Below are 25699 nucleotides of genomic sequence, written 5' to 3'. Positions count from 1 at the left end.
TGAATCAGGGCGCACGAAACCGCAAGGCCGCTCGCGCGCCAGCACAAAGCGAAGCGCGCGGGCAAGCCCGCATTTCGCGCTCTCTTTCATCCGGACTGTGACCGTCGGCTTCGGAATCGCACCGAAATCTGCTGACCCCGAAGCTCGTTGCAAGCTTCGGGCGCTCGCGGGCTTGTGCGGCCTTTCGACCGCCATTACCGCCGGTGGGGAGTTTCACCCCGCCCTGAGAACGCTTGCCGCCGGGCGAGCCGGACAGCGGAGGCGATTCTAGGAGCCCGCCGCCACACCGGCCTGTCGCCCCCGCGCCAGACCTTCGCCCGGGCGGGGATTTTCTTCAGAAGCGATACGTGGCCGCCGCAGTCACGGTACGGCGCTGGCCGTAGAAGCAGTCGCCGCGCGCCAGGCAGGTGGTGAGCTGCACCTTGTCGGTCAGGTTGCCCACGTTGAGCGACAGGCGCAGCGGGCCGTTGTCCCACGCGAACATCGCGTCCAGCAGCGTCACCGAGGGCACCGGGTTGGCGTCCATGCCGTCCCACGACTTGCCCAGGTAGCGCACGCCGCCGCCCACCGAGAAGCCGGGCACGCCGCCGATGGAGAAGCGCCGCATCAGCCAGGCCGAGGCCGTGTGCTTCGGCACGCCCGAGATGCGCTTGCCCAGGTCGGTGCCGTTGCTGCGCGAGACGCGCGCGTCGGTGTAGGCGTAGGAGGCGACCCAGTCCCAGTCGCGCCCGATGCTGCCCTTGTATTCGAGCTCCAGCCCCTTCACGTGCACCTCACCGAGTTGGATGCTGTTGAGCGGGTTGGTTGGGTCGGTGGTCTTGCGGTTGGTGTCGCGCAGGTCGTACACCGCAGCCATGAACGAAGTGCGCTGGCCTTCGGGTTCCCACTTCACGCCGGCTTCCCATTGTTTGCCGCGCTGCGGCTTGAAGGGCGTGTTGTTCACGTCCACCCCGCCCAGCGGGAGGAACGATTCGGCATAGCTCAGGTAGGGCGCCCAGCCGCCATCGGCCAGGTAGACGATGCCGGCGCGCTTGGTGGTGGCCTTGTCGTCGGCGGCAGCAGCGGGGCGGCCCTCGGTGTCGGTGGTGGCCTTGTCGTGGCGCAGGCCCAGCAGGCCGATCCAGCGGCCGTACTTGACCTGGTCCTGCACGTAGATGCCGGCCTGCTTCTGCAGCACCGAGGGCTGCCGGGTGAGGAAGGTGGGCGGCGTGTAGTTGCCATACACCGGTGCGTACACGTCGAGTGCGCCCGCGCGGCCGCGGCCGGTGGACTGCGAGGTCTCGTTGCGCTGGAAGTCCGCGCCGACGAGCAGCGTGTGCTCCACCGCACCGGTCTTGAAGTGCGCCTCGGCCTGGTTGTCGAGCAGCAGCATCTTGCCGCCGTTGAGCTGCACGATCAGGTCGCGCTCGATGGTGCGCTGGTCTGCGTTGAACACCGGTCGCGCCGGGCGTCCGGTGAGCCGGTTGGCAGTGAAGCTGGTGTAGGAGGAGTTGTAGAGCACCTTGCTCTCGGTCGAGCGCAGGTTCTGCCTGAAGGTCCAGGTGTCGTTGAAGCGGTGGCTGAACAGGTAGCCCAGCGAGGTGTTGCGTGTGTCGTAGCGGTCGAAGCCGGGCTCGCCGGTGAAGGTCGAGGTGGGAATTTGCCCGTAAAGCGAGGGCAGCAGCGTGCCCTGCCACGGGAAGAAGCCGATGAGCGAGCCGCTCTTGTCCTTCTGGTACAGCGCCTGCAGCGTCAGCGAGGTGTCGGCGCTCGGGCGCCAGGTGAGCGAGGGCGCGAGCAGGATGCGGTCGTCGGGCACGTGGTCGACCTGCGTGCCGCTGTCGCGGTTCACGGCCACCAGTCGATAGAGCCACTTGCCTTCGGTGTCCAGCGGCCCGGTGAAATCGGCCGCGACCTGCTTGCGGTCGTGGCTGCCCACCTGCACCTGCACTTCGCGCTGCAACTCGGCCTGAGGCCGCTTCGACACCAGGTTCAGCACGCCGCCGATGCCCCCTTGGCCGTAGAGCACAGAGGATGGCCCGCGCAGCAGCTCGACGCGCTCCAGCGTGTATGGATCGGCCCGCGTGGTGTTGTAGGTGCCGTAGCTGCGCTGCAGCCCGTCGAGGTACTGGATGGCGTCGCCGCCGCGCACCTTGAACGAGTCGACGCGGCTGTCGAAGTAGCTCGACACCACGCCGGCCGTGTAGTTGGTGGTTTCGCGCAGCGTGAGCGCGCTCTGCGCCTCCATCTGGTCGCGCGTGACCACCGAGATGGCCTGCGGCGTTTCGATCAACGGCGTGTCGGTCTTGGTGGCGGTTCCGCCGCGCCTGGCGACGAAGCCGGTCACCGGGCCGGTCGCGCTTTCGCCCGAATCGCCCGATACGGTGATGGTGGGCAGGGCCTTGCGGGTCTCGGCGGATTCGTCTTTTTCCTGGGCGTAGGCCGGCACGGCGGCGCCCAGCGCCATGGCGGTTGCCGCGAGCGTGGCGCGGCGGGTGTGCGAAATGCGCCAAGTGGAGCGCCCAGCCGGGCGCCGATGCTTCTTCGATGTCATGTGCAGCTTCTCCTGTGTCCTGCGTTTGGGGGGAGTGGCTGCGGCGCGCGCCGTATGCGGGCGCGCCATGGCTTCTCTGATCCGGTCCTGTCAGATCCGGACGAGCGCAACCGGCGGCTCGCTTCGGGCTGGCTGCCGGTAGGTTTTATGGGTTCTTGTTGCGTCGTCGCGGGCAGCCGTTGCGGCTGCGGTCTTCGTTCCTTCGAAGACGGCTTGCGCGCCCGTTGCGGGCGGCTGGCTGAGCGGCGCGATTATAGGAAGAAAGGCATCAGCGTCCGGCGAGGAACTGCGTCATGCGCTGCAGTTCGTCGTCGAGCGCCGCGCGGAAGGCCGCATCGCGCGGCTTCTTGTCGGCATAGCCGAAGGCTGGCTGCAGCCTGCCCTCGGGCGCGCTCACGTTCGCCCAGCCGATCACGCGGTCGTGCCACAGCACCGGCAGCGCGTAGTAGCCGAACTGGCGCTCGGGCGCGGGCGTGTAGGCCTCGAACTTGTAGGTCCAGTCCCAGAGCAGCTCGAAGCGGCGGCGGTCCCACACCACCGGGTCGAAGGGTGCGAGCAGGCGCACTTCGTCGTCGGGCGCATGGCGGCGCGAGGCCGGGTTCTCGTCGGCCGGCCAATACCAGGTCGTGCCGTCGATGCTGCAGCTTGCAAGCTCTTCACGCGCGATGCGCAACGCCGCCTGTGTCTGCGCTGCGAGATGCGGCGCGCCGTAGCCGAGCAGGCGCACGAGGTAGGTGAGGCTGGAGGCCGGCAGCGGCGCGTACTTGCGCACCACGAGTTCGATGAGCGCCGCCGCACGACGTGCACGGCCGGCGGGGCTGTCGTCGGCCGGCTCGTGCGTCACCGCCTCGTAGACGCGAGTGCCGCTGTCGCGCCGCACCACGCGCAGCATGCCGCGGTAGTGCATGCCGTCGAGCAGGTGCGTGGTCGCGTTGCTGGAGCCGCCCCAGTAGTTCTTGATGCGACCGTGCGCGAAGTGCTGCTCCACCTGCCGCGGATGCACCGGGCCGTGCTCCTGCACGTAGGCGAGTACGTCGGCCGCCTTGCGCCGTGTGTCGGCGTCCCACGCCTGCCTGGCCTCGCGCGGATGCATCAGCGCCAGATGCTCGCGCGGCAGGAAGCCGTAGTTGACGAGGCAGTCTTCCTCGATGGCGAGGCGGGTGTAGCGGCTTTCGAGATCGCCCGCGCGGTAGTCCTTCACGCGGTGGCGCAGCGTCAGGTCTTGCGCGCGTGCGGGGGCCCGGATCGGGTCGGCCTGCACGAAGCCCAGCTGGCGGATCGCCGCGGGCAGCGTCGTGGGCTTGAAGAGGGTGCGCGCCACTGCGTAGCGGCGCAGATCGTCGAGGGTCGGGGCTGGCATCAGCGGATTGCAGCACAGGCGGCGGACTTTCGCTTTGCTGCGTTGTGCGTTGGGCGCTGCTGTCGTTCAGGGCACGCTCACGCCGACGGGGTACCTTGCTCCGCGAATGTCCTCCGCCCTTCGGGCTCCCCCTTTATTTCGCTGCGCAAGGCACCCCGTCGGCGTGAGCGTTCAGCGCTGCTGCGGAAGCTGCATTTGTTGGCAGTCTCCGCGACTTAGTGCTGTGTGGAACGGCGACTCGTCGGGTTCTTCTCTAGAGTGAATGCCCCTGTCACTCAGCACCCCGCCAAGGGGAGAAGAAAGGCGCAACACACCCGAGTCACCCAGATGTTTGAAGGCTGCTTGCCTCGCGGCAGGTTGTCGGTGCGAAAGCAGCGATGCAGATGCGAGGTATCAAAAGGCGACGGCCGGGGTGTTATCAGCACCCCGACCGTCTAACCAAGTTCGTGCACTACCTTGGAGGGACCGCACAAAAATGGCTACCAAGACTATAGCCCGGCCTCGCACGCCGGTAGCTTCCGAAGAAACCGCCCAAGACCCGGCGGATCTTCTTGAAAACACACTCTCTCAGCTTGAAGCGTTACTGTGGGTTTGCCACGGGGAAGACATCGACTGGTGCAGCGGTGATGGGCCTCGACGACTGGACAACCTGCTTTGGCTTGCGGCGGAACTGGCGCGCAAGGCCGGAGAGCTGTTTCAGATGAGCGAGAAGGCGCGATGTGAGGCGCCTGAGGCTGGCGGTTAGCGGCCGATCCGCGGGCCGCGGATTTCGCGGCCTGCCTGAAGCCTTCGTGGTGAAAAGAACCCAACTCATGGTTTCCGAGAAATTTGCGTAAAGGGTCGATGTCAACTGTTGGGTAGGCTCATGACTACCGCGCCGCCGACCTTCCGCAGCGAGACCTCGGATTCGCAGTTGGCGCTTGCGCCGATGAACAGAAGCATGCATCGGTGGCAAGCTCGCCAAGCCGGGAGCACCGATGAGAGACCAAGCAGTGCGGTCCGCTTACGGTTGGGGCCTCAAAGGCAGCGCCTTGGAGTACGAGGTCAGGTCAGGAAGCCTCGCCACACCAGGCGTTGCGAAGAGCGCGCGTGCGTTCACCGAATCCGGCGGGGCAGTCTTGAGGTACTCCGCGACCGCAGCAAGGTACCTCGGGTCACCATCCGACGTGTTGTCCAGGTAGAACGCCAGCTCAGCGTGGTCTTCTTTGCGCGTGAGCCAAGAGGAAACGTGGCCGAGCGAAAAGCCTAGCAGCGCAGCAATTCGGCTTTCTTCGAGAAGGCCTAGAGACTGTGGATACCGCGATTGAATGACTTCGTACGCCTGGTTGCGAACACGGGTCCCGTACACGATCGCACTTCCGTCCACCAAGAGCTCCCAGATTGGGGACGCGCCGCTGGCCTCCCCGCTCCAGTACTTCACGGCAAGCTGTTCCCATTCAGGAACGAGATTCGCCTCGGCATCGAGCATTTGCGTAATCCAGTTCGCATCGACCCGAGTTGCAGCGCCGTACATGAGACCTACGTCCGTCAAGTAGTTCGAGTTGATGTGGCCGCCCCAGGCGGCTTGCTCGGCAGCAAGAGCACTCTCGACCTCGTCGAAGACGAACATGCCGGAAAGTCGGGAGACGGCGCCAGGGAAATCGCGCCCGCGGATTGCGTCGATGGCAAGCTCGGACTGCAACCGCTGAAAATCACCGGAGTCAAAAATGCCCGCAAGGCGCAGCGATACAGCGCCGTGCCCATGCCGCGTCCATATCTGTTCCCGCGACATGAGCACACCTCTGTAGGTATTCCAGGCAACTACCGGGTGTTCGATGTCGAGATAGATGAATCCTTCTCGGTCCATTGTGTTGTGTCGCCAATGTGCGCTGGACTGAAGCAGTAGGTGGGGATAGCTTCTCAGACGCTCAAAAACTTAACCCGTTGTACGTGCTGAGAACGTCGGCTATTTCGCTGATCTTGCGCTGCGCCCGAATGGTCGGTTGTGGCCGCATTCCGCCCGTCGGTTTGGTGCGGTCAGTCCCCCTAGTTTGTGGCTATCTTCGGTTCTTGCGTTGCGACGATTTCCGCATCTTTCGGCGCCGCTTTTCCGATGCATCCTTAGCATTGGCCGGTTGGCGCAAACTCGTTGGCGCGCCAGCTCGACCCGAACCAGCAGGAGCTCGCACAGGCGAGAAAGGGTGCTGCTGCTCGGCTGTCGGGAACTCGAACTGGTCGAAGCGCGAATAGTCCATTCGATGTCCAGCCCATAGGTTCAGGTCTCTGCGCATGCGCCTGAGCTCTGCCAGTTCCTCCTTCGACCAAGCGTTCTGTTCAAGCGCTATCAAGTCTTCTGAGAAGCCAGCGTAGTCCTTGTAAGGACTGTCGAACACTATGCCAACGAATCTCTTGCCTGTCGGCGCCAGCAGCTTCGCGGTCCGAACCTGCGCAAACAGCTTTTGCTGGCGAAACGTTCGATATTGCGCAAGAGACTCATCCTGCCGTTTCGCCTGAATGCTGAGGATGTAGACATTCTCTTCCTCGACGCCACTGTTGAACAGGCGAGTGATGCTGTCTCCCGGCCTAATCTTCTCTGTCATGGCTTCGATTGAAGCGCCAAGCTGGCGCCGCCGGAATCTGGATTCGGACGCAAGGAGACGAATACCACGCTCAAGCTCGGGCGGCGTGTGCTCCGGCATGCCAGGCGCAAGTCCGTGCGTCCCGTGCCTCAGTATCCTCTCGATGAGGTCGTCCCACACATAGCTGACGCGGTCGGCTGCCTTTCGTCGCAGGTAGGGGGCGGACCGCTCCAATGACTCGTAGATTCCTGGCATCACGAACATGGTGTCGGGCAACTCGCCGCCCTTCGCGCCCTGTACAAAGGTGTGCTCAGACTCGTCGTCCGTCATCGTGGTGAGGTAAGTAGCCAGAAGGTCCTCTTCACCGCCAGACATCACCTGCGTGCCGGGGCGGCCAAGGAGCGCTTCGCGCTTTCGAAGGTAATCGATGAAGTCAACTGCTGTGTCGAGCTCCGTTAGCACTAGGTCGATGGATACCTCGTCGAAGACATGGACAAACTGCTTGCACGGCTCGGGTTGTCCGAGCACGAACGGATGGTCCAGATGCTGGTTGCCTGCTATTTGGCTATCCAAGCCAAGTGAGCCGCGTCCCTTCCCTTCGGCAAAGGCAAGTGCAGCATCACGACAGCCGCGTGTCACCGCCACGAGGTGAAACCGGACGAATTCGTGGTTTGGAACAGGCGCGGGCAAAGGCCGCGTGCAGCGCGCATCGCGAAACGCCTTGGCAGGGAACCGCTGTAGCCAGTGCTTTGCCCCGTGCAGCTGCCGCACAGAGTCCTGGACCGCTCGCCTGTACCAGCGTCCCCAAGCAATCTTGAGCTCCTTGCCTTCTTGAAACGCCACCTCCTTGTCGGAGAAGATGACTACATCGTCGCCGAAGACAAGAAGAGCGTCACAAAGCTCTACGCCGTGTCCTTTTCCGTCGCGCAAGCCTTCGTCTGAGAAGACGTTCGACTGGACCCAAAGGCGAAGGAACGACCGACGGCAAAGGCGGCCGAGGATGCGCTCCGACTCGTTTAGTCCCGTTTCTTCCTCGGAGCTGAGGTCAAAGAGCCGTCGGTGTTCAGGATTCGCTGTAGCGTTCATGTGCGGGCTTGACATGGAGAGCGAAGGTAGCACGCGTATCACATCACATCGCTCGCCCCGACAACGGATAGCGAAATCCTCGGCCATCAGGCAGTCGCCCGCCGCCGGCGGCCATAGTTGCGGATGCTGGGATTGATGAACGTATGCCCCAGAATTGATTCCAGTTGCCGGAGAAGCGCGTGCCGTGCAGCCGTCGAGTGTCGGGGCTGGCATCGGTGGATTGCACAGCACAGGCGGGCGTATCGCGCAGCGGACCTCATAACGATCGACTTGTGGTCATGGCACATTCATTGGCACACTGGAATCGTTTGTGGCCCGCAGGTAGCTGGATCCTCCAACGCTCCATCTTCCTGCAGGCTTTCGCAACATTTCCTTGTCAGAACTATGTCGCGCAACTGGACGGAGTCCGAGACAGAAGTACTTACGCGAGTTCGAAATTCCCGTCAGATTCTTGCGAACCTGATTGGCTTCATGTTGGAAGCGGCATTTCCCCATCCTGAGCATCAATTTGGTCAAGACATTCTTGTTGCAATCAACGTTCCACGTCATCGGCTTGGGCTCAGTGCAGGCGGGCGACCTGGAGATGTTGACCTGCTTGTCGTCCCCGTTTCGGATGAGCCGCTTGTGGAACGTGTGATTGCGATCGAAGCGAAGATCGTTCGTCCCACGATGGAAAATCCATCAAGAAATGCGAACGCGATGGGTAGATCGCAAGCTCTTGGTCTTCTTTATGACGGCTTTCCCTTTGTGGGGCTAGTCCACATCTGCATCCCTTCGGAACTGCCTCCTGAGTTGCACCTGCGCATACCCAGGGTTTCGAGCAAGTTAGGACTCAATGGAGAACTGGTCGAGACTGGCGAATACATGGACCTCAATCCATTTCCCCTGATCAGTGCGAAGCGTCAGCGTGGGCGAGTCTTGGCGCTAGGGCTTCCGCCGGAGATTGGATTCCACGCTCTAGGGCTGGAGCTGTCGGGAGACGGGCAGCGATTCGTTGCCAACACCATAGGAGATGAGCAAAGGCCAGTACGCAATCCTCAGTCGTCTCCGCAACTTTTCAAAGCTATCCGGCAGATTTGTCTTGAGGCACCAGAGCTTTTTCTTCGAGTTTGCTGGAGCACTCGCAGTTGAGTGATCGAATCAAACGGTCGATTGCGAGTGCTCAATTCAAACCGTGCTGCGATGTCGCTCGATGCAGACGTCCAGAGTCTCGCTACCAGGCCGCTGCCACCAGTCGAGATTCGAAAAGATCTCCACCTCGCTGAACCCCGCAAAGCCCGCGTCTTCCACCCACCCCCGGATCTTCTTCAGCTCAACCACGCCATCACCCATCATCCCGCGATCACTCAGCAGATCCCGCGTAGGCGTGAGCCAGTCGCAGACGTGGTACGCCAGCAGCCGCTCGCGGCCGGCGCGCGCGATCTGCTGCTGCAGCTTCGGGTCCCACCACACGTGGTAGATGTCCAGGGCCACGCCGAGCATGCCGCTCCTGCCCGCGTCGAGTTCGTCGCACAGGTCGAGCGCGTGTTCGAGCGTGTTGATGCAGGCACGGTCGGCCGCCTGCATCGGGTGCAGGGGCTCGATGGCCAGCGGCATGCCGACTTCGCGGGCGTATTCGAGCGATGCGGCGATGCCGTCGCGCACTTCGCTGCGGGCGCGGCCGATGTCCTTGTAGGCGGCCTTGCCATCGAGCGCGCCGGGCAGGGCGCCGACCACCAGCACGAGGCAGGGCGCGTCCAGCGTCTTCGCCTCGTCGATGGCGCGGCGGTTGTCGTCGAGCGCGGCCTTCAGGCCGGCCGCGTCGGGCGCGGGGAAGAAGCCGCCGCGGCAATAGCCTGAGAGGCCGATGCCGTGCGCCTTCAGCTGTTTCGCAACCTTGTCGAGACCGACAGCCGCCACTTGGTCGCGCCAGGGGCTGATCGCACGGATGCCGCGTTCGGCGCACTGGTCGATGATGCGGTCCAGAGGCACCTCGGCGCCCGACTGCTTGCGCACCGTGGCAGTGTTGATCGACAGCCAGTCGTGGTTCTGCGAGAAATCGCGCATGCTCGTCTTCAGCCTTCCACGCCGTGCAGGGCCAGCAGGGTCTTCATGCGTCGCACCGCCAGCTCGGGCTGCTCCAGCAGGTTGGCGGCATCGGCCAGCCTGAACAGCTCCGCGAAGTGCTGCAGCGAGCGCGTGCTCTGCTGGCCGCCGACCATCGTGAAGTGCTTCTGGTGGCCGTTGAGCCAGGCCATGAACACCACGCCGGTCTTGTAGAAGCGCGTGGGCGCGGCAAAGATGTGACGCGACAGCGGCACCGTGGGGCCGAGGATGTCGTGGAACTTCTTTTCGTTGCCCTGCGCCAGTGCGCCCAGGGCCGCGCTGGCCGCCGGCGCGATAGCGTCGAAGATGCCCAGCAGCGCATCGCTCTTGCCGTGCGTGGGCTCGCTGCCGAAACCGTCGCCGGCGATCAGCTCGGCATAGTTGAAGTCGTCGCCGGTGTACATGCGCACGCCCGGCGGCAGGCGGCGGCGCATCGCGATCTCCTTGTCCTTGTCAAGCAGGGAGATCTTGATGCCGTCGACCTTGTCCGGATGCGCGGCGATGATGCCCAGCGCCGTGTCCATGGCCGCATCGACATCCTTCGTGCCCCAGTAGCCCGCAAGGGCCGGGTCGAACATGTCGCCCAGCCAGTGCAGCACCACCGGCTGCTTCGCCTGGCTCAGGATGCGGTCGTACACGCGCTCGTAGTCGGCCGGGCTCTTCGCCACGCGGGCCAGCGCGCGGCTGGCCATCACGATCAGCTTGCCGCCGAGCGCCTCGATGGCGGCCATCTGCTCTTCGTAGCCGCGGATCACGTCGTCGACGCTCTTCACGCTGTCGATGTCCAGGTGGTCGGTGCCGCAGCCCGAGGCGACCAGCGCGCCGGGCACGTCCTTCGCTGCGTCTAGCGAGCGGCGGATCAGCTCTAGCGAGGTCGGCCAGTCCAGGCCCATGCCGCGCTGCGCTGTGTCCATGGCCTCGGCCACGCCCAGGCCCAGCGAGAACAGGTGGCGGCGGTAGGCGATGGTGGTGTCCCAGTCGACCGCGCATTGCAGCCACGGATCGATGGCGGCCATCGGGTCGGCCACCACGTGCGCGGCCGAGTAGGCGATGCGGTTGAACTTCACGCCCGCATCGGGCTTCACCGGAACGGTGCCGCGCAGCGCGTAGGGTGCGAGCGTGCCGCCCGCGGTGGCAAGGTTCAGCGAGAGAGCCATGCTGCGAACCTCAGACCTTCAGCGCGGGCACGTCGACCCAGCGGCGGTCCTGCCACGATTCGAGCGCGGCCTCGACCAGCTGCACGCCCTTGGCGCCTTCGGGCAGCGTCCACTTGTAGGGTGCGTCTTCCACCACGTGGCGGATGAAGTGCTCCCACTGGATCTTGAAGCCGTTGTCGTAGACCTGCGAGTCCGGGATCTCCTGCCACTGGTCGAAGAAGTTCATGGTCTGCTTCTCGTCGGGGTTCCACACCGGGCGCGGCGTGGCCACGCGCGACTGGGCGCGGCAGCTCGACAGGCCCGCCACGGCCGAGCCGTCTGTGCCGTCGACGTGGAAGGTGACGAGGTCGTCGCGGCGCACGCGCGTGACCCAGCTCATGTTGATCTGCGCGATGACGGGCTCGCCGTTGTGGCCGGTGAGTTCGCAGGTGGCGTAGGCCGCGTCGTCGGCGGTGGCCTCGTAGGGCTTACCGGCCTCGTCCCAGCGCTTCGGAATGTGGGTGGTCCCCAGGCAGCTCACCGACTTCACTTCGCCGAACAGGTTGTCGAGCACATAGCGCCAGTGGCACATCATGTCCAGGATCATCCCGCCGCCGTCTTCCTTGCGGTAGTTCCAGCTCGGGCGCTGGATGGGCTGCAGGTCGCCCTCGAACACCCAGTAGCCGAACTCCAGGCGCACGCTGAGCATGCGGCCGAAGAAGCCGGCGCGGCGCAGCATGTCGAGCTTGCGCAGGCCGGGCAGGAAGAGCTTGTCCTGCACGGCGCCGTGCTTCAGGCCCTTGGTCTTCGAGGCTTCCTCGGCCAGGCGGGCGATCTCGATAGCCTCGTTGAGGTTGGTGGCAATGGGCTTCTCGCAGTAGACGTGCTTGCCGGCGCGGATGGCCTTGGCCAGCAGGGCGGGGCGCATCTGCGTGGTGCCGGCGTCGAAGAAGATGGTGTCGTCCTTGTTCTCCAGCGCCTTGTCGAGGTCGGTACCCCAGCGCGGGATGTTGTGGGCCTTGGCGAGCGCTTCCATCTTCTCGGCGTTGCGGCCGATGAGGATCGGGTCGGGCATGACCTTGTCGCCGTTCGACAGCGTGACGCCGCCCTGGGCGCGGATGGCGCAGATCGAGCGGATCAGGTGCTGGTTCATGCCCATGCGCCCGGTGACGCCGTGCATGATGATTCCTAGACGTTGGGTGGCCATCGTTTTCTTCCTTGGGTGCGAGAGATTGGTGCGGGCTGGACGCGCGCTTCAGTAGACGGAACGCATCGCGTCCCACGAGATGCCTGCGCCTGGCTTGCCGGTGGCGAAGCCGGGCGCGGCGGCGAGCGAGGACAGGTCGAGCTGCCCTTCGCGGATGGCGAGGCGCGCTGCGCCGTCGCTGGTTTCGTAGAGGCTGGGGTGCAGCTTCATCAGCCCTTGCTGCTCGGCTTCGGGTGCCGCGGCAAGGCCGTTGACGTAGTGGTGGCCGTTGCGTTCCACGTGCGAAAGGCCCAGCCAGGCGACGAGCGCCAGGTCCTGCTGCACGCCGATGCCTGCCTGCATGGTCAGGTCTTCGCCGGAGAGGAAGTAGCGCGGCTTCTCCGCCGCCGCGTTCCACTGCGCGCAACGCGCGGCATTGATGACCGACTTGTAGAAGCCCTTGCAGCTCTTGCTCGACACGCCGGTGTAGCCCAGCGCGCGGGCCTGCACGAAGGCATCGAGCGTGGCGTCCGATTCGTCGATGAGCAGCGGAATGCGCTTGCCCAGCGCGGACACGTCGCGTTGCAGCGCGGCATCGCGGCGGATCGGCTGCTCGACGAAGACCGTCTTCTGCGCGAGCTTCCACAGCATGGGCGTGGAGAGCATGCGGTCGAGGAAGGTCGCGAACGCATCGGCGTCCGCGTACTGCTCGTTGCCGTCGAGAGTCACGAGCTGCGCCTGGCCGTCGATCACGCGGGCGATGCGCTGGAGCCGGTCGATGTCCTGCGTGGTGTTGCCGCACAGCTTGAGCTTGAAGTGCGTGTGGCCGTAGCGTTGCACGGCCGCCTGCAGCGTGGTCGGCAGGCCGTCGGCTGGCGCATCGGGCGAAGCGTCGCTGTCGTCGATGGCATCAGCCAGCCCGACGGTGTGCCGCGCCGCGATGCGGGTTCGCGGCGACTGCTTCGCCAGGAAGCCGGGCATGTCGAAACCCGAGAGATCGTCGGCCAGGCCGCTGCCGGCAATGTCGATGCCGCAGAGGTTGCCGCTCATCGCCGCCGCGAAGCTCGTGCCGCTGTGCAGGCACAGCGCGTCGAGGAGGGCGCGGTCGATCAGCGCGGGGCCGTAGCTCGCCACCAGCGGCTGCAGGCCCTTGGCCCTGGCGCGCGACTGGAGCGCGGCGTAGTTCGAGGCGAAATGCGTCCACGCGGTCTGCGCATCGGGCTCGGCGGTATAGGCCTCGCGCGCATCGCGCAGGGCGAAGCGCAGCTGCTCGAAGTTCTGTTCGTTGGTGAGCGCCGGGTTCTTGTCGAACCACTTCGGAATCATCATCTCCGCAGCGCAGCCCTCGGCCGTGCGGCCGTCGGCGAAGCGGATGCGCGCCTTCACGTAGACCTGCGGGCAGGCGGTGACGGTGGCCGCGCCGAAGCGGAAGGGCAGCCGCAGCGCCACGTTGCGCTCGGCGAAGCGGATCTCCTCGACGTGGAAACGGATCGCGTCCATGGCTCGCATCTGCTCTTCAGTGGTCCAGGATGCCCTGCGAATAGAAATGCGCGCGCACCAGCTTGGTGTAGGCGCCGAATTCGGGCGAGGACATGACGTCCAGCGTGCGCGGGCGCGGCAGGTCGATGTCGTACACGGCGGCGATGGAGCCGGGGCGCTCGCTCATCACCATCACGCGGTCCGAGAGGAAGATGGCTTCCGGAATGCTGTGGGTGATGAGCATCACCGTCTTCTTCGACGTCATCCAGATGCGCTGCAGCTCCAGGTTCATCTTCTCGCGCGTCATCGCGTCGAGCGCGCCGAAGGGCTCGTCCATCAGCAGCACCGACGGGTCGTGCAGCAGGGCGCGGCAGATCGACGCGCGCTGCTGCATGCCGCCCGAGAGCTGCCAGGGGTACTTCTTCTCGAAGCCCTTCAGGCCCGCCATTTCCATCAGCTCGCGGGCACGGGCGCGCGACGCCTCCGACGGCAGGTGGCGCATCTCGGCCTGCAGCAGGATGTTGTCTTCCACGCTGCGCCAGGGCAGCAGCACCGCGCTCTGGAACACGATGCCCACGTCCTTCTGCGGTCCCTTGATCGGGTGGCCCGCCAGCGTGAGGCTGCCGCCGCTGATGGGCAGCAGGCCCGCCACCATCTTCAGCAGCGTGCTCTTGCCGCAGCCCGAAGGGCCGACGACGGAGACGAACTCGCCTTCCTTGATGGCGAAGTCGAGCGGCTTGAGCGACTCGACGGGGCCGTCCTTGCTTTGGTAGATCTTCGAGACGCCGCGCGCTTCGATCAGGTTGACTTGGGACATGGAATGCGTGAGAGGTGACTGCTGCGGAAAGCGCGCGGGCTCAGGAACGAAGGAAGGTCAGGGCAGGAAGTCGAGAGTGACGTAGTCCTCGGGCTTGCCGCGCGTGGACGCATCCATGCCGCCGTACTGCACCAGCAGGTCGAGCGAATCGCTCACGTTCTTCGTCGTCACGCGGAACGGGCGCTGGTTGGCCGTTTCCTTCGTGTGATAAAGCGCCACGCTCTGCTTCATGCCCACGATGAGCGTGTCGCGCACGCCGGCCTTGGGGTTGGCCTTGAGCATCGCGTCGACCGCGGCCTCCGGGCTCTTCTCGGCGGCTTCGGCGGCCTTGGTGGAGGCGCGCATGAAGCGCTTCACCAGGTCGGGGTTCTCGGTCAGCAGGTTCTTGTTGGTGATGATCCCGGAGCTGATCTGGTTCACGCCAGAGTCGGCGAAGCGGATCGGCGTCACCGGCTTGCCGGTAGCGTCCTGCAGCTTGATGGCCTGGTCCATCACGTAGCCCAGCAGCAGGTCGGCCTGGCCGTTGGTCACCGCATTGAGCTTGGTCTGGCCGTCGCCCGAGACGATCTTCACCTGGTCGGGCTTGATGTCGTTGACCTTGAGGAAGAGGGGCCACATCTGCGACATCGAGTCGCCCGGCGTCACGGCCACGGTCTTGCCGATGATGTCCTTCGGCGTCTTGATGTTCTTTTCGGAGAAGCCCATCACCGACATCGGGCTCACCTGGAACAGCACGCCCGTCGACTTCAGCGGCGCGCCCTTGGCGGCGGCCTTGATCATGGTCGTGACGTCGATGTAGCCGAAGGTTGCCGACTTGGCGGCCACCGCCTGCGCGGTGACGGCGGAGCCGCGGCCTTCCTGGATGTCGAGGTCGATGCCTTCCTCGGCGTAGAAGCCCTTTTCCTTGCCGAGGAAGAAGGGCGCGTGCTCGCTGTAGAGGTACCAGTTGAGCATCAGCGTGACCTTGTCCTTGGGCTTGTCGCCCTGGGCATGCGCCGGGGCGATGGCGAAGGTGGCGAGCGCGGCCGCTGCGAGCAGCGTGGGGAGCAGTTTCTTCATGGTGTTGTCTCCGGGAGTTGTTGGCTTTGCGAAGGAACCTGGAACGGGAGGCTCAGTGGGTGTGGCGCTGCGAGGCGTGCCAGGGAATCATCACGCGCTCGACGATGTCGACGGCCACGAAAAGGATCACGCCGATGCTCGAGAGAACCACCAGCGCCGCGAACATCAGCGGCAGGTCGAAGTTGCCGTTGGCCACCTGCAGCACGTAGCCGATGCCCGAGTTGGAGCCGACGAACTCGCCGACCACGGCACCAACCACCGCCAGCGTGACCGACACCTTCAGCCCGCTGAAGATCTGCGGCAGTGCCTGCGGCAGGCTGATCTTGAAGAAGGTCTGCAGGCGGCTCGCGCCCATCGAGCGAGAGAGATCGAGCATGTCGGGCTCGACCGACTTGAAGCCCATCACCGTGGAGACCACCACCGGGAAGAAGCCCAGCAGGAAGGCGCTGATCACCTTCGGGAAGATGCCGAAGCCGAACCACACCACGAACAGCGGTGCGATCGCCACCTTGGGAATGCTCTGCGAGAACACCAGCAGCGGATAGACGTACGACTCGACGACGCGCGAGTAGGCGATGACCATCGCGATCGGGATGCCGATCAGGATCGTCAGGCCGAAGCCGCCCAGCGTGGCGAGCGTGGTCTTCCAGCTTTCGGCGAGCAGGCGCGGCCATTCGGCGACGAACTGCTTCACGACCTCCCACGGCGGGGGAATCAGGTAGGCCGGAATCTTGAACAGGCGGATCGCCAGGTCCCACAGCACCAGCAGCAACAGGATCAGGATGAAGGGGCGCAGGGCCGGGGAGAGCAGGAGCTTGCGGAACATGGCGAGGGCCGGGACTTTCGGGAGAGCGAAGAGAGCGTGCTTGCTGTGCTTACTGCTGGACCGAGAGGCCAGCCGCCTTCACGAGCTGGGCGTTGCTTGCGATCTCTTCCTTGATGTAGGCGTCGAACTGCTCGGGCTTTAGCGTCCACGGGTCGGCGCCGAGCTTGGCGAAGCGCTCCTTCACCTCGGGCGAGGCCAGCGCCTTCGCCACCTCGGCGTTCAGGCGCTCGACAACGTCGCGCGGCGTCTTGGCCGGCGCCATCATTCCGATCCAGAAGTTGAATTCGGAGCCGGGCACGCCGGCCTCGGTGGTGGTGGGCACGTCGGGCAGGGCGGCGGCGCGCTTGGGCGAGCCCACGGCCAGCGCCAGCAGGTGGCCTTCCTTGATCTGGCCGATGACCGGCGCGATGGGCGAGAAGTAGTAGTCGACGCGGCCCGAGAGCACTTCGGTGACGGCCTCGCCCGATCCCTTGAAGGGGATGTTGGTGGCGTCGATCTTCGCGGCCATCTTGAACTTCTCGGCGTTCAGGTGCGTGGCGCTGCCCTGGCCGGCCGAGGCGAAGTTCATGCTGCCCGGCTTGGCGCGCGCGGCGGCCAGCAGCTGCGGCAGCGTCTTGATGTTCTTGTTCGGTGAGATCACCAGCGCGTTCGGCAGCGACGAGATCGGCGTGACGCCCGCGAAGTCGTGCACCGTGTCGAACGGCAGCTTGGCGAAGGTGGAGGGGCTCACCGTGTGCGACGACGAATGGATCATCACCGTGTAGCCGTCGGGCGCGGCCGTGGCCACCGCCTGCTGGCCGATCGTGCCGCTGGCACCGCCGCGGTTGTCGATCACCAGCGTCTGGCCCATGCTGGCGCTCATCTTGTCGGTGATGGCGCGGGCAATGATGTCGGTGGTGCTGCCGGCCGCGAAGGGAACGATCACGCGGATCGGCTTGGTGGGGTAGCCGTTCTGCGCGGCTGCCAGTGCGGGCAGCAGGGCTGCGATGCAGGTCAGCGAGGCAAGGACGGTGGTGCGTGCAGTGCTGGCAAAGAGCTTCATGAATGTCTCCGCGCGGTCGGGCCGCTTCTTGAATCGATCAATTCACCATTGAGTGAATTATCGATTGTAGGAACGCCCGCGCGACAGCGTCAACTGGAGCTGCCTAGTGAATACCCGGAGGAGCGGTTCAGTCGTTCGTAGAGGAGATTTGCGCTGCGCGCGACACGTGAAACCGGCGCGGCTCAAGGCCAGGAACACCGCGGAACCGGCTCCGCCGGGCCGCAGGTGTTGCCCCCGGAAGGGGGTTGGCGAAGCGACACGAAGTGCGCGAAGCCTGGGGGCGAACCTATTTCAGAACATAGCCCAGGACCAGGTCGGTCATGTGCGAGAGGCGTTGCGCCATCGCCTTGGGCGCACGCAGGTCGCGACCGAAGATGGCCGAGAGCGTGTGGTTGTTCGAGAGGTAGAAGTAGCAGAGCGAGGCGATGGAGATGTAGAGCTGCACCGGGTCCACGCCCGCGCGGAAAAGGTCGTCGCGGCGGCCGCGCTCCAGCACGGTGTCGAGCAGCTGCACCAGCGGCGAGTTCATTTCCTGGATGCGCTCGGAGCGCTTCAGGTGCGCCGCGCAGTGCAGGTTCTCGCTGTTGAGCAGCGTGATGAACTCGGGGTGCTCGAGGTAGTAGTTCCAGGTGAACGACACCAGCTGGCGGATGGCCTCCACGGGGTCGATCTCTTCGAGGTGCAGGCGCTGCTCGGCCTCGCGGATGTCGGCGTACACGCGCTCCAGCACCGCGAGGAACAGGTCGTCCTTGCTGCCGAAGTAGTAGTAGATGAGGCGCTTGTTGAGGCCAGCGCGCTCGGCGATGCTGTCCATGCGCGCGCCGGCGAGCCCGCGCGCGGAGAACTCGTCGCGCGCCGAGGCGAGGATGGCGAGTTGCGACCGGTCGGCGTCGCGCGAGCGGGGTTCGATTGCCTCGATGCTGATGTCGGGCGTGGAGTCCTTGGAGGCCTTCATGGCGCGAATTTAACCAATTGGGGAATTAACGCAAGGCGTCTGAAGCGGGCGCACATAATTGCCGAAGACATTTGCAGCTGAGGTTCTACTTTCCATGAGTACATCACAACCCGCCGGCCACCTGATCGTGGAATGCCTGGTCGAACAGGGCATGGAGATCGCATTCGGCGTGCCCGGCGAGAGCTTTCTTGCGGTGCTCGACGGCTTCCATGCCTACCGCGACCGCACGCGCTTCGTCGTCAACCGGCAGGAGGGCGGCGCGGCCTTCATGGCCGAGGCGCACGGCAAGCTCACCGGGCGGCCGGGTGTGTGCTTCGTCACCCGCGGGCCGGGCGCGACCAATGCGTCGATCGGTGTGCACAACGCGTTCCAGGACTCGACGCCGATGGTGCTGTTCGTCGGTGACGTCGGCAGCGACTTCCGCGACCGCGAGGCTTTCCAGGAGGTCGACTACGCCAGCTTCTTCGGCCCGAGCACCAAGGGCTTCGCCAAGCGCGTGGAGCGCATCGACGACGCGAACCGCATTCCGGAGTACATCGCGCGCGCCTTCGCCACCGCGATGAACGGCCGGCCTGGGCCGGTGGTGCTGGTGCTGCCCGAAGACATGCTGCGCAGCGAGACTGCCGCCCGACCGCTGGCGCGCGTGGAGGCGGTGGAGCCCTGGAGCGATCCGGGCGCGCTGCGCACCTTGCGCGAGCTGCTGCTGAAGTCGCAGCGCCCGCTGGTGATTGCCGGCGGCGGCGGCTGGACGACGCAGGCCGCGCAGGCGCTGCAGCGCTTCGCCGAGAACTGGCGGCTGCCGGTGGCGAACGCCTTCCGCTTCCAGGACACCTTCGACAACCACCATCCGCAGTACGCGGGCGACGTCGGTATCGCGATCAACCCGAAGCTCGCGCAGCGCGTGAAGGATGCCGACCTGATCCTGGCCATCGGCCCGCGACTTGGCGAGATGACGACCGGCGGCTACACGCTGCTGGAGGCACCAAAGGCGAAGCAGACGCTGGTGCACATCCATGCGAGCGCCGAGGAGCTCAACCGCGTCTACCAGGCCGACCTGGCGATCAACGCCGGCATGAGCGCGGCCGCGCGCAGCCTGGAGGTGCTGAGCGCGCCGCCGACCCTGCCGTGGGAAGACTGGACGCTGCAGGCCCGTGCCGACTACGAAGCCAACCTCGTGCCGCAGGCGCTGGCCGGCATGCCCGCCGAGACGCCGCGCGGGGCGGTCGACATGGCGGCGGTCGTCGCGCTGCTGCAGAAGCACCTGCCGGCGGACGCGGCCATCACCAACGGCGCAGGCAATTTCGCGAGCTGGGTGCATCGCTACTTCAGCTACCACGGCCTCGCCAAGGGCGCGAAGACGCAACTGGCGCCGACCAGCGGAGCGATGGGCTACGGCGTGCCGGCCGGCATCGCGGCCAACCTGGCGACGGGGCGCGTGGCCTTCACGATTGCGGGCGACGGCGATTTCCTGATGACGGGGCAGGAGCTGGCGACGGCTTCGCAGCACGGCGGCAAGAGCATCATCGTGCTGCTCAACAACGGCATGTTCGGCACGATCCGCATGCACCAGGAGCGCGAGTATCCCGAGCGCACCAGCGGCACGGCGCTGCGCAACCCCGACTTCTGCGGGCTTGCGCGCGCTTATGGCTACGCGGCCGAGCGGGTGACGGAAACGGCGCAGTTCGAAGCGGCGCTGCTGCGCGCGCTGGAGGCAGACACCGGCACGCTGATCGAGATCCCGCTCGACCCCGAAGTCATCACCACGCGCGGCACGCTGTCGTCGATCACGCGCTCTGCGAAGCAGCAGGCGCAGGGCTGAGCGCGGCGCGATGGCGGTCGACCTCCTCGCGCAGGGATGGCGAGCGCAGTTCGAACACGTCGAACAGGCCGAGTGCGTCGAGCGTGGGGATCAGAGCGACCAGATCTTGTCCGGCGGCTTGCCTGTCCGCGGCCGATGCGTCCGCGTCCTCGAGGATCCGCACGTTGGCGAGGAAGGCGCCGACCGATCCCTTGCGCAATGTGCGGCCGTTGATGACGGTGAAGTCGTCGCCGTCGGGGAGTACGTCCTGGGCTTTCATGGATGCTGTTCCTTGATGGGAGTGAAGATGGGTTCGATGCTAGGCAGCAGGGCGCATCCGGGCTTGCGGCGCGGGGCCAATCGATATCTCCGGCGGGCCATTCATGGCTGACGAAGCTCCCGCAAGACTCTGGATCACGGCCTATGAGGCGCCGCGCGTCACGGGCTATCACTCGCACGACACCGGCCAGCTCTTCGCCTTGCGCGAAGGCCTGCAGGTCATCGATACGCCTTCGGGCCGATGGGTGCAGCCGCCGGGATGGATCGGCTGGATAGCGCCCCGCTGTGCCCATGCGGCCCAGAGCTTCGGTGCCACTGCGGGCTGGAGCCTGCACATCGATCCGGCGGCTGCCGCCGCGTTGCCGGACGGGCCGCATGTGTTCGCCGTCACGCCGCTGATGCAGGCGCTGATAGATCGACTGACGTCGCTGGACGCTTCCGAGCCCCTGCTGGAGCCACGAAGGGCGCGTCTGGTGGCTGTGCTGGTCGATGAGCTGGCTGCGAGCGGCGAGGCATCGCTGCACCTGCCGATGCCGCAGGACAGGCGCCTTGCTTCGATGGCGGCAGCGCTGGCCGACGACCCTGCGCTGCCGGACGGCATCGACGAATGGGCTGATCGCATCGGCATGGCGCGAAGGACGCTCACGCGGCGCTTCGCCGCGGAGACGGGACTGAGCTTCGCGCAGTGGCGCCAGCAGGCGCGGTTGCTGAAAGCCGTCGAACTGCTGAGCCTGCGAGAGCCGGTGACGGCCGTGGCGTTGACGGTGGGCTACAGCTCGGTGAGCGCCTTCATAGAGGCCTTCCGCAAGCACTTCGGCCGCACGCCGGCGCGCTTCTTCGAGGAAGGTGCGGCCTTGCCGCAGACGAAAAAAAAGCCCGCATGAAGCGGGCTTTTTGATTCAGGAGCTCGAGGCCCCTGAGCGCTTACTTGACGTGCTTGCCGATCAGCGCGGCCAGTTCGAACATCGAAACTTGAGCCTTGCCGAAGATTTCCTTCAGCTTGGCGTCGGCGTTGATGTTGCGCTTGTTGGCCTTGTCCTGAAGGTTGTTCTTCTTGATGTAGTCCCACAGCTTGCTCACGACAGCGGTGCGCGGCAGCGGCGTGGAGCCGACGACGGCGGCCAGTGCCGGGCTGGGGGTCAGTGCCTTCATGAACGCGGCGTTCGGCGTGCGCTTCTTGGCGGGAGCGGCCTTCTTCGCGGGGGCCTTCTTTGCAGGAGCCTTCTTCGCCGGAGCGGCCTTCTTCGCAGGAGCCGCCTTCTTGGCCGGAGCGGCCTTCTTCGCCGGAGCCGCAGCCTTCTTTGCGGGAGCGGCCTTCTTCGCCGGAGCTTTCTTGGCCGGAGCCTTCTTTGCAGTTGCCATGGTTGATTTCCTTTTTTGGTTGAACAGTCACCAATGAAAAACTTGCGTCTCCAGTGGCAATGCGGATGCTAAAGGAGAAAAAACGCGTTTCCAAGGGAAAAAGCGCTTTTTTCATTGGGAGTTGTTGTTTTTTCAGAGGGGAGAAGGCCTCTTTTTCACGTTCGGCGCCCGGGCCACGTCGCGAGCACCACGCCAATGAGCGCAACGACGAACGCAACCAGCTGTGGGGAAGAGAGGCTTTCGCCGAGCACGAGCACGCCCACGAGGGCCGCGCTCACCGGCAGCAGCACGGCGAAAACACCCGCTTGTGCGGCTGGTACGTGGCGAAGTCCGGTCATCCACAACCACACGGTCCAGATGCTCGCGGCGAGCGCGTACGCCACCAGCAGCGCCCAGGTGCCGAAGCGCACCGCGGTGAAATCGAACTGCAGCGCGAACCAGATGCCGAAGGGCATCGACAGCGCGAAGCCCCAGAGGTTGATGAGCGAGGCGATGCGCTTCGGTCCGAGGCGTCCCGTGAGCGACTTGCCGATCACGGCGTAGGCCGTCTCGCAGAGCACCGCGCAGAACACGAGCAGGTTGCCGAGCCACGGCATCGACGTGGAAGAAGCGCTGGGCGATGCTGGTGCGTGTGCCGGCGACAGCGCCAGCAGCCCGATGCCGAGTGCCGCGCACGCGATGGCCAGTCCGATGCGCACCGTGATGCGCTCGCGCAGGAAGAGCCAGCTCGCGACCGCAACGCAGGCAGGGATCGACGCCATGATCACGCCCGCCGATACCGCGCTCGTGAGGCTCACGCCGAACAGCATGCAGATCGAGAACATGAAGTTGCCGAGGAACGATTCCAGGAACACGAGCCAGCGGGTGCGCGACGTCATCGGCGGTTCGTCGGGCGCTCGCTTGAGCCAGTGCGGCATGGCCAGCGCCGCGATGCCGAAGCGCAGCCATGCGAGCAGCAGCACCGGAAAGGCGGCGACGAGGGGCTTGGAGAGTGCGACGTAGCCGCCGACGAGCGACATGCTCAGGGCCAGGCAGCCGTAGGCCACGAGGCGGCCTGATGCGTGGGCAGGGGAGTTCAATAGACTGAAGTGTTGTTGCGAAGGAAGGAAGCGGTTTCGATGATGCCCCACGTTTTTGTTTACGGCACGCTGCGTCGCGGCGGTCGCAACGACATCGCGCGCTACCGGCCCGCGCCCTTGCTCGTTGGCGAGGCGGAGATCGCCGGCACGCTGTACGACCTCGGTGCCTATCCCGGCGTCGTGCTCGGCGGTGGAAGGCAGGTGAAGGGCGAGGTCTACGTGATCGAGCCGGCGGTCGAGGCGGCGCTCGACGTGCTGGAAGAAGTGGCGGACGACGATTCGGGCGAATACATCAAGCGTCGGGTGCGCGTGGAGGTGGATGGGCAGTGGCTCGATTGCCTGGTCTACGAGATCCATCCGACGCGCATTGCGGGCCGCCGCGTGATCGAAAGCGGCGACTGGATCGCGCATGCGGCGCTGGGCGGCGCATCGTTTTCACAACCGAAAGATTGATTGCGCATTGCGGAATCGATGGCTGCTGCGCCGCAATATTTTTTCTCGATATGAGAAAAATAATTTTGCATTGAGGAATATATCCGTAACTTGTTGATTTTGTTGAGTGAAAAATATGTCTTCTATAAGACATAAGAGTCCGGTGGGGAGTTACAGTAACTCCACGGCCGCAGCGCCCAACCTTCAATCAACCTCACGGAGTGACCATGCCCCAGACCCTCACAGAACAACTGAGCCGCGAACAGCAGATCGCCGCACTCGAGAAAGAATGGGCCACCGACCCCCGCTGGAAGGGCGTCAAGCGCGGCTATAGCGCAGCCGACGTCGTGCGCCTGCGCGGTTCTTTCCCCATCGAGCACACGCTGGCCAAGCGCGGCGCCGAGAAGCTCTGGGAAAAGATCAACGGCGGCGCCAAGAAGGGCTACGTGAACGCCTTCGGCGCGATCTCCGCCGGCCAGGCGATGCAGCAGGCCAAGGCAGGCCTCGAGGCCGTGTACCTGTCGGGCTGGCAGGTCGCCGCCGACGGCAACACCTCCGAGACGATGTACCCCGACCAGTCGCTCTACGCCTACGACTCGGTGCCGACGATGGTCCGTCGCATCAACAACACCTTCCGCCGCGCCGATGAAATCCAGTGGGGTCGCGGCATCAACCCCGGCGACAAGGAGTTCATCGACTACTTCCTGCCCATCGTGGCTGACGCGGAAGCCGGTTTCGGCGGCGTGCTCAACGCCTTCGAACTCATGAAGAACATGATCACGGCCGGCGCTGCCGGCGTGCATTTCGAAGACCAGCTGGCTGCCGTGAAGAAGTGCGGCCACATGGGCGGCAAGGTGCTCGTGCCGACGCAGGAAGCCTGCGAGAAGCTGATTGCCGCGCGCTTCGCCGCCGACGTGCTGGGTGTGCCGACCATCGTCCTGGCCCGTACCGACGCGGAAGCCGCGAACCTGATCACCTCCGATCACGACGCCAACGACAAGCCGTTCCTGACCGGCGAACGCACGCAGGAAGGCTTCTACCGCGTCAAGAACGGCCTGGAGCAAGCCATCAGCCGCGGCGTGGCCTACGCTCCGTACGCCGACCTGGTGTGGTGCGAAACCGGCGTGCCCGACATCGGCTTCGCCCGCGAATTCGCGCAAGCCGTGCACGCCGCCTGCCCGGGCAAGCTGTTGTCGTACAACTGCTCGCCTTCCTTCAACTGGAAGAAGAACCTCGACGACAAGCAGATCGCTTCGTTCCAGGAAGACCTGTCGGCGCTGGGCTACAAGTACCAGTTCATCACGCTGGCCGGCATCCACGTCAACTGGTTCAACACCTTCCAGTTCGCCCACGCCTACGCTCGCGGCGAAGGCATGAAGCACTACGTGAACATGGTCCAGGAACCCGAGTTCGCGGCGCGCGACAAGGGCTACACCTTCGTGTCGCACCAGCAGGAAGTGGGCGCCGGTTACTTCGACGACGTGACCACCGTGATCCAGGGCGGCTCGTCCAGCGTGAAGGCGCTGACGGGTTCGACCGAGGAAGAACAGTTCCACTGATCCGACGGACGGATTTTTCGCTGTCACTTTCAGCCCGGCCGCGTGCCGGGCTTTTTTGTTGCCGCGTCCGCCGCGAAGTCAGGCTTCGAGCCGCACTTCGCGCACGCCGCGTCCAAGACGCTGGCGCAGCAGGGTGCGCAGCGTGACGCCGTCGGCGTAGCCGACCATGCCGGCGATCTGTTCGAGGCTCTTGTCGCTGGTCTTGAGCAGGTGCACGGCGCGCTCGACGCGCAGATCCTGCACGTAGGAAAGCGGGCTCTTGCCCAGCACCTGCTGCATGCGTCGGGCCAGCGTGCGCTTGCTGGTGCCGGCGGCCTGCGCGGCCTCGTCGAGCGAGAAGCCGTCGGCCAGCCGGCCGCGCGCCCATCGCTCGAAGCGCTCCACCAGCGGGTCGGAGTGCGAGAGGTGGTCGGAGATCACGTAGGCCGATTGCGATGGCCGCGAATCGACGATCAGGTAGCGCGCGACCAGCGTCGCGAGCTCGGGGCTTGCCTGGCGCACGATCCACAGCGCCAGGTCGACATGGCTCAGCGCCGCGCCGGCCGTGACCAGGTGGCCTGAGCTGACCAGCATGCGCGAGTCTTCCAGCTGCACGCCCGGGTAGCGCTGGCGGAACAGCGTGGCGAGCCACCATGTGGTGGTCGCCTTGTGCCGGTCGAGCACGCCGGACTCGGCCAGCACGAAAGTGCCGATGCAGGCGGCGGCTACGTTGGCGTTTCTGTCCGAGCGTTCTTTGAGTGCGGCGCAGGCGTCGCGCACGTCGGCGCGGCGCAACGCGGGCTCGAGTGTCTCGGGCATCTTGCAGCCCAGGGCGGGGACGATCAGCCAGTCGGCCGTTGCCGTGTCGGGGGCGCGAGCCACCGGAACTGTGAAGCCCTGCGAGGTTCGCACGCGCTTGCGAACGCCCGTCAGCGTGACTTCGAACGGTGCCACGTCGAGCTGCAGCATCGCCGTGAGTTCGTTGGCGGTGGTGAACACGTCAAGCACCGTGGACAGGCCGGTGTCGAACACGCCGTCGAGGGCGAGTATGTCGAGCTTCATGGCCATAACGATATCAAAGATGTCAAA

At 65.2% G+C, this 25699-nt stretch carries 23 protein-coding genes and 1 riboswitch; of the genes, 6 read left to right on the top strand and 17 right to left on the bottom strand.

Annotated features, from left to right (window positions below; all coding sequences use genetic code 11):
• Positions 1–74 precede the first annotated feature (74 nt).
• Positions 75–235: riboswitch (FMN riboswitch) on the bottom strand.
• 99 nt (positions 236–334) lie between these two features.
• Together BMY35_RS18830 and BMY35_RS18825 are read right to left on the bottom strand one after the other, a co-directional pair.
• A complete protein-coding gene (locus BMY35_RS18830) occupies positions 335–2533 on the bottom strand; it encodes a TonB-dependent siderophore receptor (RefSeq protein WP_256228781.1) in 2199 nt (732 codons plus the stop codon).
• 268 nt (positions 2534–2801) lie between these two features.
• A complete protein-coding gene (locus BMY35_RS18825; RefSeq protein WP_093202166.1) occupies positions 2802–3893 on the bottom strand; it encodes a DNA glycosylase AlkZ-like family protein in 1092 nt (363 codons plus the stop codon).
• A 475-nt stretch (positions 3894–4368) separates the two neighbouring features.
• Here BMY35_RS18825 and BMY35_RS18820 point away from each other — a divergent pair, with 475 nt between their 5' ends.
• Positions 4369–4638, top strand: a complete 270-nt coding sequence (locus tag BMY35_RS18820; RefSeq protein WP_093202163.1) for a hypothetical protein — start codon at positions 4369–4371, stop codon at positions 4636–4638.
• 258 nt (positions 4639–4896) lie between these two features.
• On the opposite strand, the gene BMY35_RS18815 is transcribed toward BMY35_RS18820, so the two are convergent.
• Entirely contained in the window at positions 4897–5739 is an 843-nt protein-coding gene (locus tag BMY35_RS18815) for a hypothetical protein (protein ID WP_143080706.1), read from the bottom strand.
• Positions 5740–5929: 190 nt separating this feature from the next.
• Positions 5930–7537 carry a hypothetical protein gene (locus tag BMY35_RS18810; protein ID WP_093202158.1) on the bottom strand — a complete coding sequence of 536 codons (1608 nt, stop codon included), beginning with the start codon at positions 7535–7537 and terminating at the stop codon, positions 5930–5932.
• A gap of 384 nt (positions 7538–7921) precedes the next feature.
• Between BMY35_RS18810 and BMY35_RS37740 the strand changes: the two genes are divergently transcribed.
• Positions 7922–8668: a hypothetical protein gene (locus tag BMY35_RS37740; RefSeq protein ID WP_143080705.1), complete on the top strand. Its 747-nt coding sequence runs from the start codon at positions 7922–7924 to the stop codon at positions 8666–8668.
• A 36-nt stretch (positions 8669–8704) separates the two neighbouring features.
• Here BMY35_RS37740 and BMY35_RS18805 read toward each other — a convergent pair whose 3' ends face one another.
• The 9 genes from BMY35_RS18805 to BMY35_RS18765 all read right to left on the bottom strand — a co-directional run bounded on the left by BMY35_RS18805 (position 8705) and on the right by BMY35_RS18765 (position 18122).
• Complete coding sequence (locus BMY35_RS18805; protein ID WP_093202155.1) at positions 8705–9583, bottom strand: sugar phosphate isomerase/epimerase family protein; 879 nt, start codon at positions 9581–9583, stop codon at positions 8705–8707.
• Between the two features lie 8 nt (positions 9584–9591).
• Positions 9592–10779, bottom strand: coding sequence for a dihydrodipicolinate synthase family protein (locus tag BMY35_RS18800; RefSeq protein ID WP_093202153.1), 1188 nt, complete (start codon positions 10777–10779; stop codon positions 9592–9594).
• A 10-nt stretch (positions 10780–10789) separates the two neighbouring features.
• Positions 10790–11965: a Gfo/Idh/MocA family protein gene (locus BMY35_RS18795; protein WP_093202150.1), complete on the bottom strand. Its 1176-nt coding sequence runs from the start codon at positions 11963–11965 to the stop codon at positions 10790–10792.
• A gap of 48 nt (positions 11966–12013) precedes the next feature.
• Positions 12014–13444, bottom strand: a complete 1431-nt coding sequence (locus BMY35_RS18790) for an enolase C-terminal domain-like protein (RefSeq protein ID WP_093202148.1) — start codon at positions 13442–13444, stop codon at positions 12014–12016.
• Positions 13445–13460: 16 nt separating this feature from the next.
• Positions 13461–14240 carry an ABC transporter ATP-binding protein gene (locus BMY35_RS18785; protein ID WP_093202145.1) on the bottom strand — a complete coding sequence of 260 codons (780 nt, stop codon included), beginning with the start codon at positions 14238–14240 and terminating at the stop codon, positions 13461–13463.
• Between the two features lie 57 nt (positions 14241–14297).
• Positions 14298–15299 carry an ABC transporter substrate-binding protein gene (locus tag BMY35_RS18780; RefSeq protein ID WP_093202142.1) on the bottom strand — a complete coding sequence of 334 codons (1002 nt, stop codon included), beginning with the start codon at positions 15297–15299 and terminating at the stop codon, positions 14298–14300.
• A 52-nt stretch (positions 15300–15351) separates the two neighbouring features.
• Positions 15352–16125 (bottom strand): ABC transporter permease, encoded by a 774-nt coding sequence (locus BMY35_RS18775; protein ID WP_093202140.1) that lies wholly within the window; start codon positions 16123–16125, stop codon positions 15352–15354.
• Positions 16126–16174: 49 nt separating this feature from the next.
• Positions 16175–17167 carry a tripartite tricarboxylate transporter substrate binding protein gene (locus BMY35_RS18770; RefSeq protein WP_093202137.1) on the bottom strand — a complete coding sequence of 331 codons (993 nt, stop codon included), beginning with the start codon at positions 17165–17167 and terminating at the stop codon, positions 16175–16177.
• 286 nt (positions 17168–17453) lie between these two features.
• Entirely contained in the window at positions 17454–18122 is a 669-nt protein-coding gene (locus BMY35_RS18765) for a TetR/AcrR family transcriptional regulator (protein WP_093202134.1), read from the bottom strand.
• 94 nt (positions 18123–18216) lie between these two features.
• Between BMY35_RS18765 and BMY35_RS18760 the strand changes: the two genes are divergently transcribed.
• Complete coding sequence (locus BMY35_RS18760; protein WP_093202131.1) at positions 18217–19941, top strand: thiamine pyrophosphate-binding protein; 1725 nt, start codon at positions 18217–18219, stop codon at positions 19939–19941.
• On the opposite strand, the gene BMY35_RS18755 is transcribed toward BMY35_RS18760, so the two are convergent.
• Positions 19907–20200: a hypothetical protein gene (locus tag BMY35_RS18755; RefSeq protein ID WP_093202129.1), complete on the bottom strand. Its 294-nt coding sequence runs from the start codon at positions 20198–20200 to the stop codon at positions 19907–19909. The two genes, BMY35_RS18760 and BMY35_RS18755, sit on opposite strands and share 35 nt — an antisense overlap.
• 103 nt (positions 20201–20303) lie before the next feature.
• Here BMY35_RS18755 and BMY35_RS18750 point away from each other — a divergent pair, with 103 nt between their 5' ends.
• Positions 20304–21083 (top strand): AraC family transcriptional regulator, encoded by a 780-nt coding sequence (locus BMY35_RS18750; RefSeq protein ID WP_093202126.1) that lies wholly within the window; start codon positions 20304–20306, stop codon positions 21081–21083.
• 40 nt (positions 21084–21123) lie between these two features.
• On the opposite strand, the gene BMY35_RS18745 is transcribed toward BMY35_RS18750, so the two are convergent.
• Positions 21124–21561, bottom strand: coding sequence for an SWIB/MDM2 domain-containing protein (locus tag BMY35_RS18745; RefSeq protein ID WP_093202124.1), 438 nt, complete (start codon positions 21559–21561; stop codon positions 21124–21126).
• A gap of 155 nt (positions 21562–21716) precedes the next feature.
• Entirely contained in the window at positions 21717–22640 is a 924-nt protein-coding gene (locus BMY35_RS18740) for a DMT family transporter (RefSeq protein WP_093202121.1), read from the bottom strand.
• Positions 22641–22679: 39 nt separating this feature from the next.
• Between BMY35_RS18740 and BMY35_RS18735 the strand changes: the two genes are divergently transcribed.
• Together BMY35_RS18735 and aceA are read left to right on the top strand one after the other, a co-directional pair.
• Positions 22680–23093 (top strand): gamma-glutamylcyclotransferase family protein, encoded by a 414-nt coding sequence (locus tag BMY35_RS18735; RefSeq protein WP_093202119.1) that lies wholly within the window; start codon positions 22680–22682, stop codon positions 23091–23093.
• A 206-nt stretch (positions 23094–23299) separates the two neighbouring features.
• Positions 23300–24631, top strand: coding sequence for an isocitrate lyase (aceA, locus tag BMY35_RS18730; protein WP_093202116.1), 1332 nt, complete (start codon positions 23300–23302; stop codon positions 24629–24631).
• A gap of 78 nt (positions 24632–24709) precedes the next feature.
• On the opposite strand, the gene BMY35_RS18725 is transcribed toward aceA, so the two are convergent.
• Complete coding sequence (locus BMY35_RS18725) at positions 24710–25672, bottom strand: GlxA family transcriptional regulator (RefSeq protein ID WP_093202239.1); 963 nt, start codon at positions 25670–25672, stop codon at positions 24710–24712.
• Positions 25673–25699: the final 27 nt, after the last annotated feature.

The sequence above is a fragment of the Variovorax sp. YR750 genome (assembly GCF_900109805.1).
Taxonomy (GTDB): Bacteria; Pseudomonadota; Gammaproteobacteria; order Burkholderiales; family Burkholderiaceae_C; genus Variovorax; species Variovorax gossypii.
Note: the sequence above shows the minus strand (reverse complement) of the source record. Positions and strands in the feature narration are given on the sequence as shown.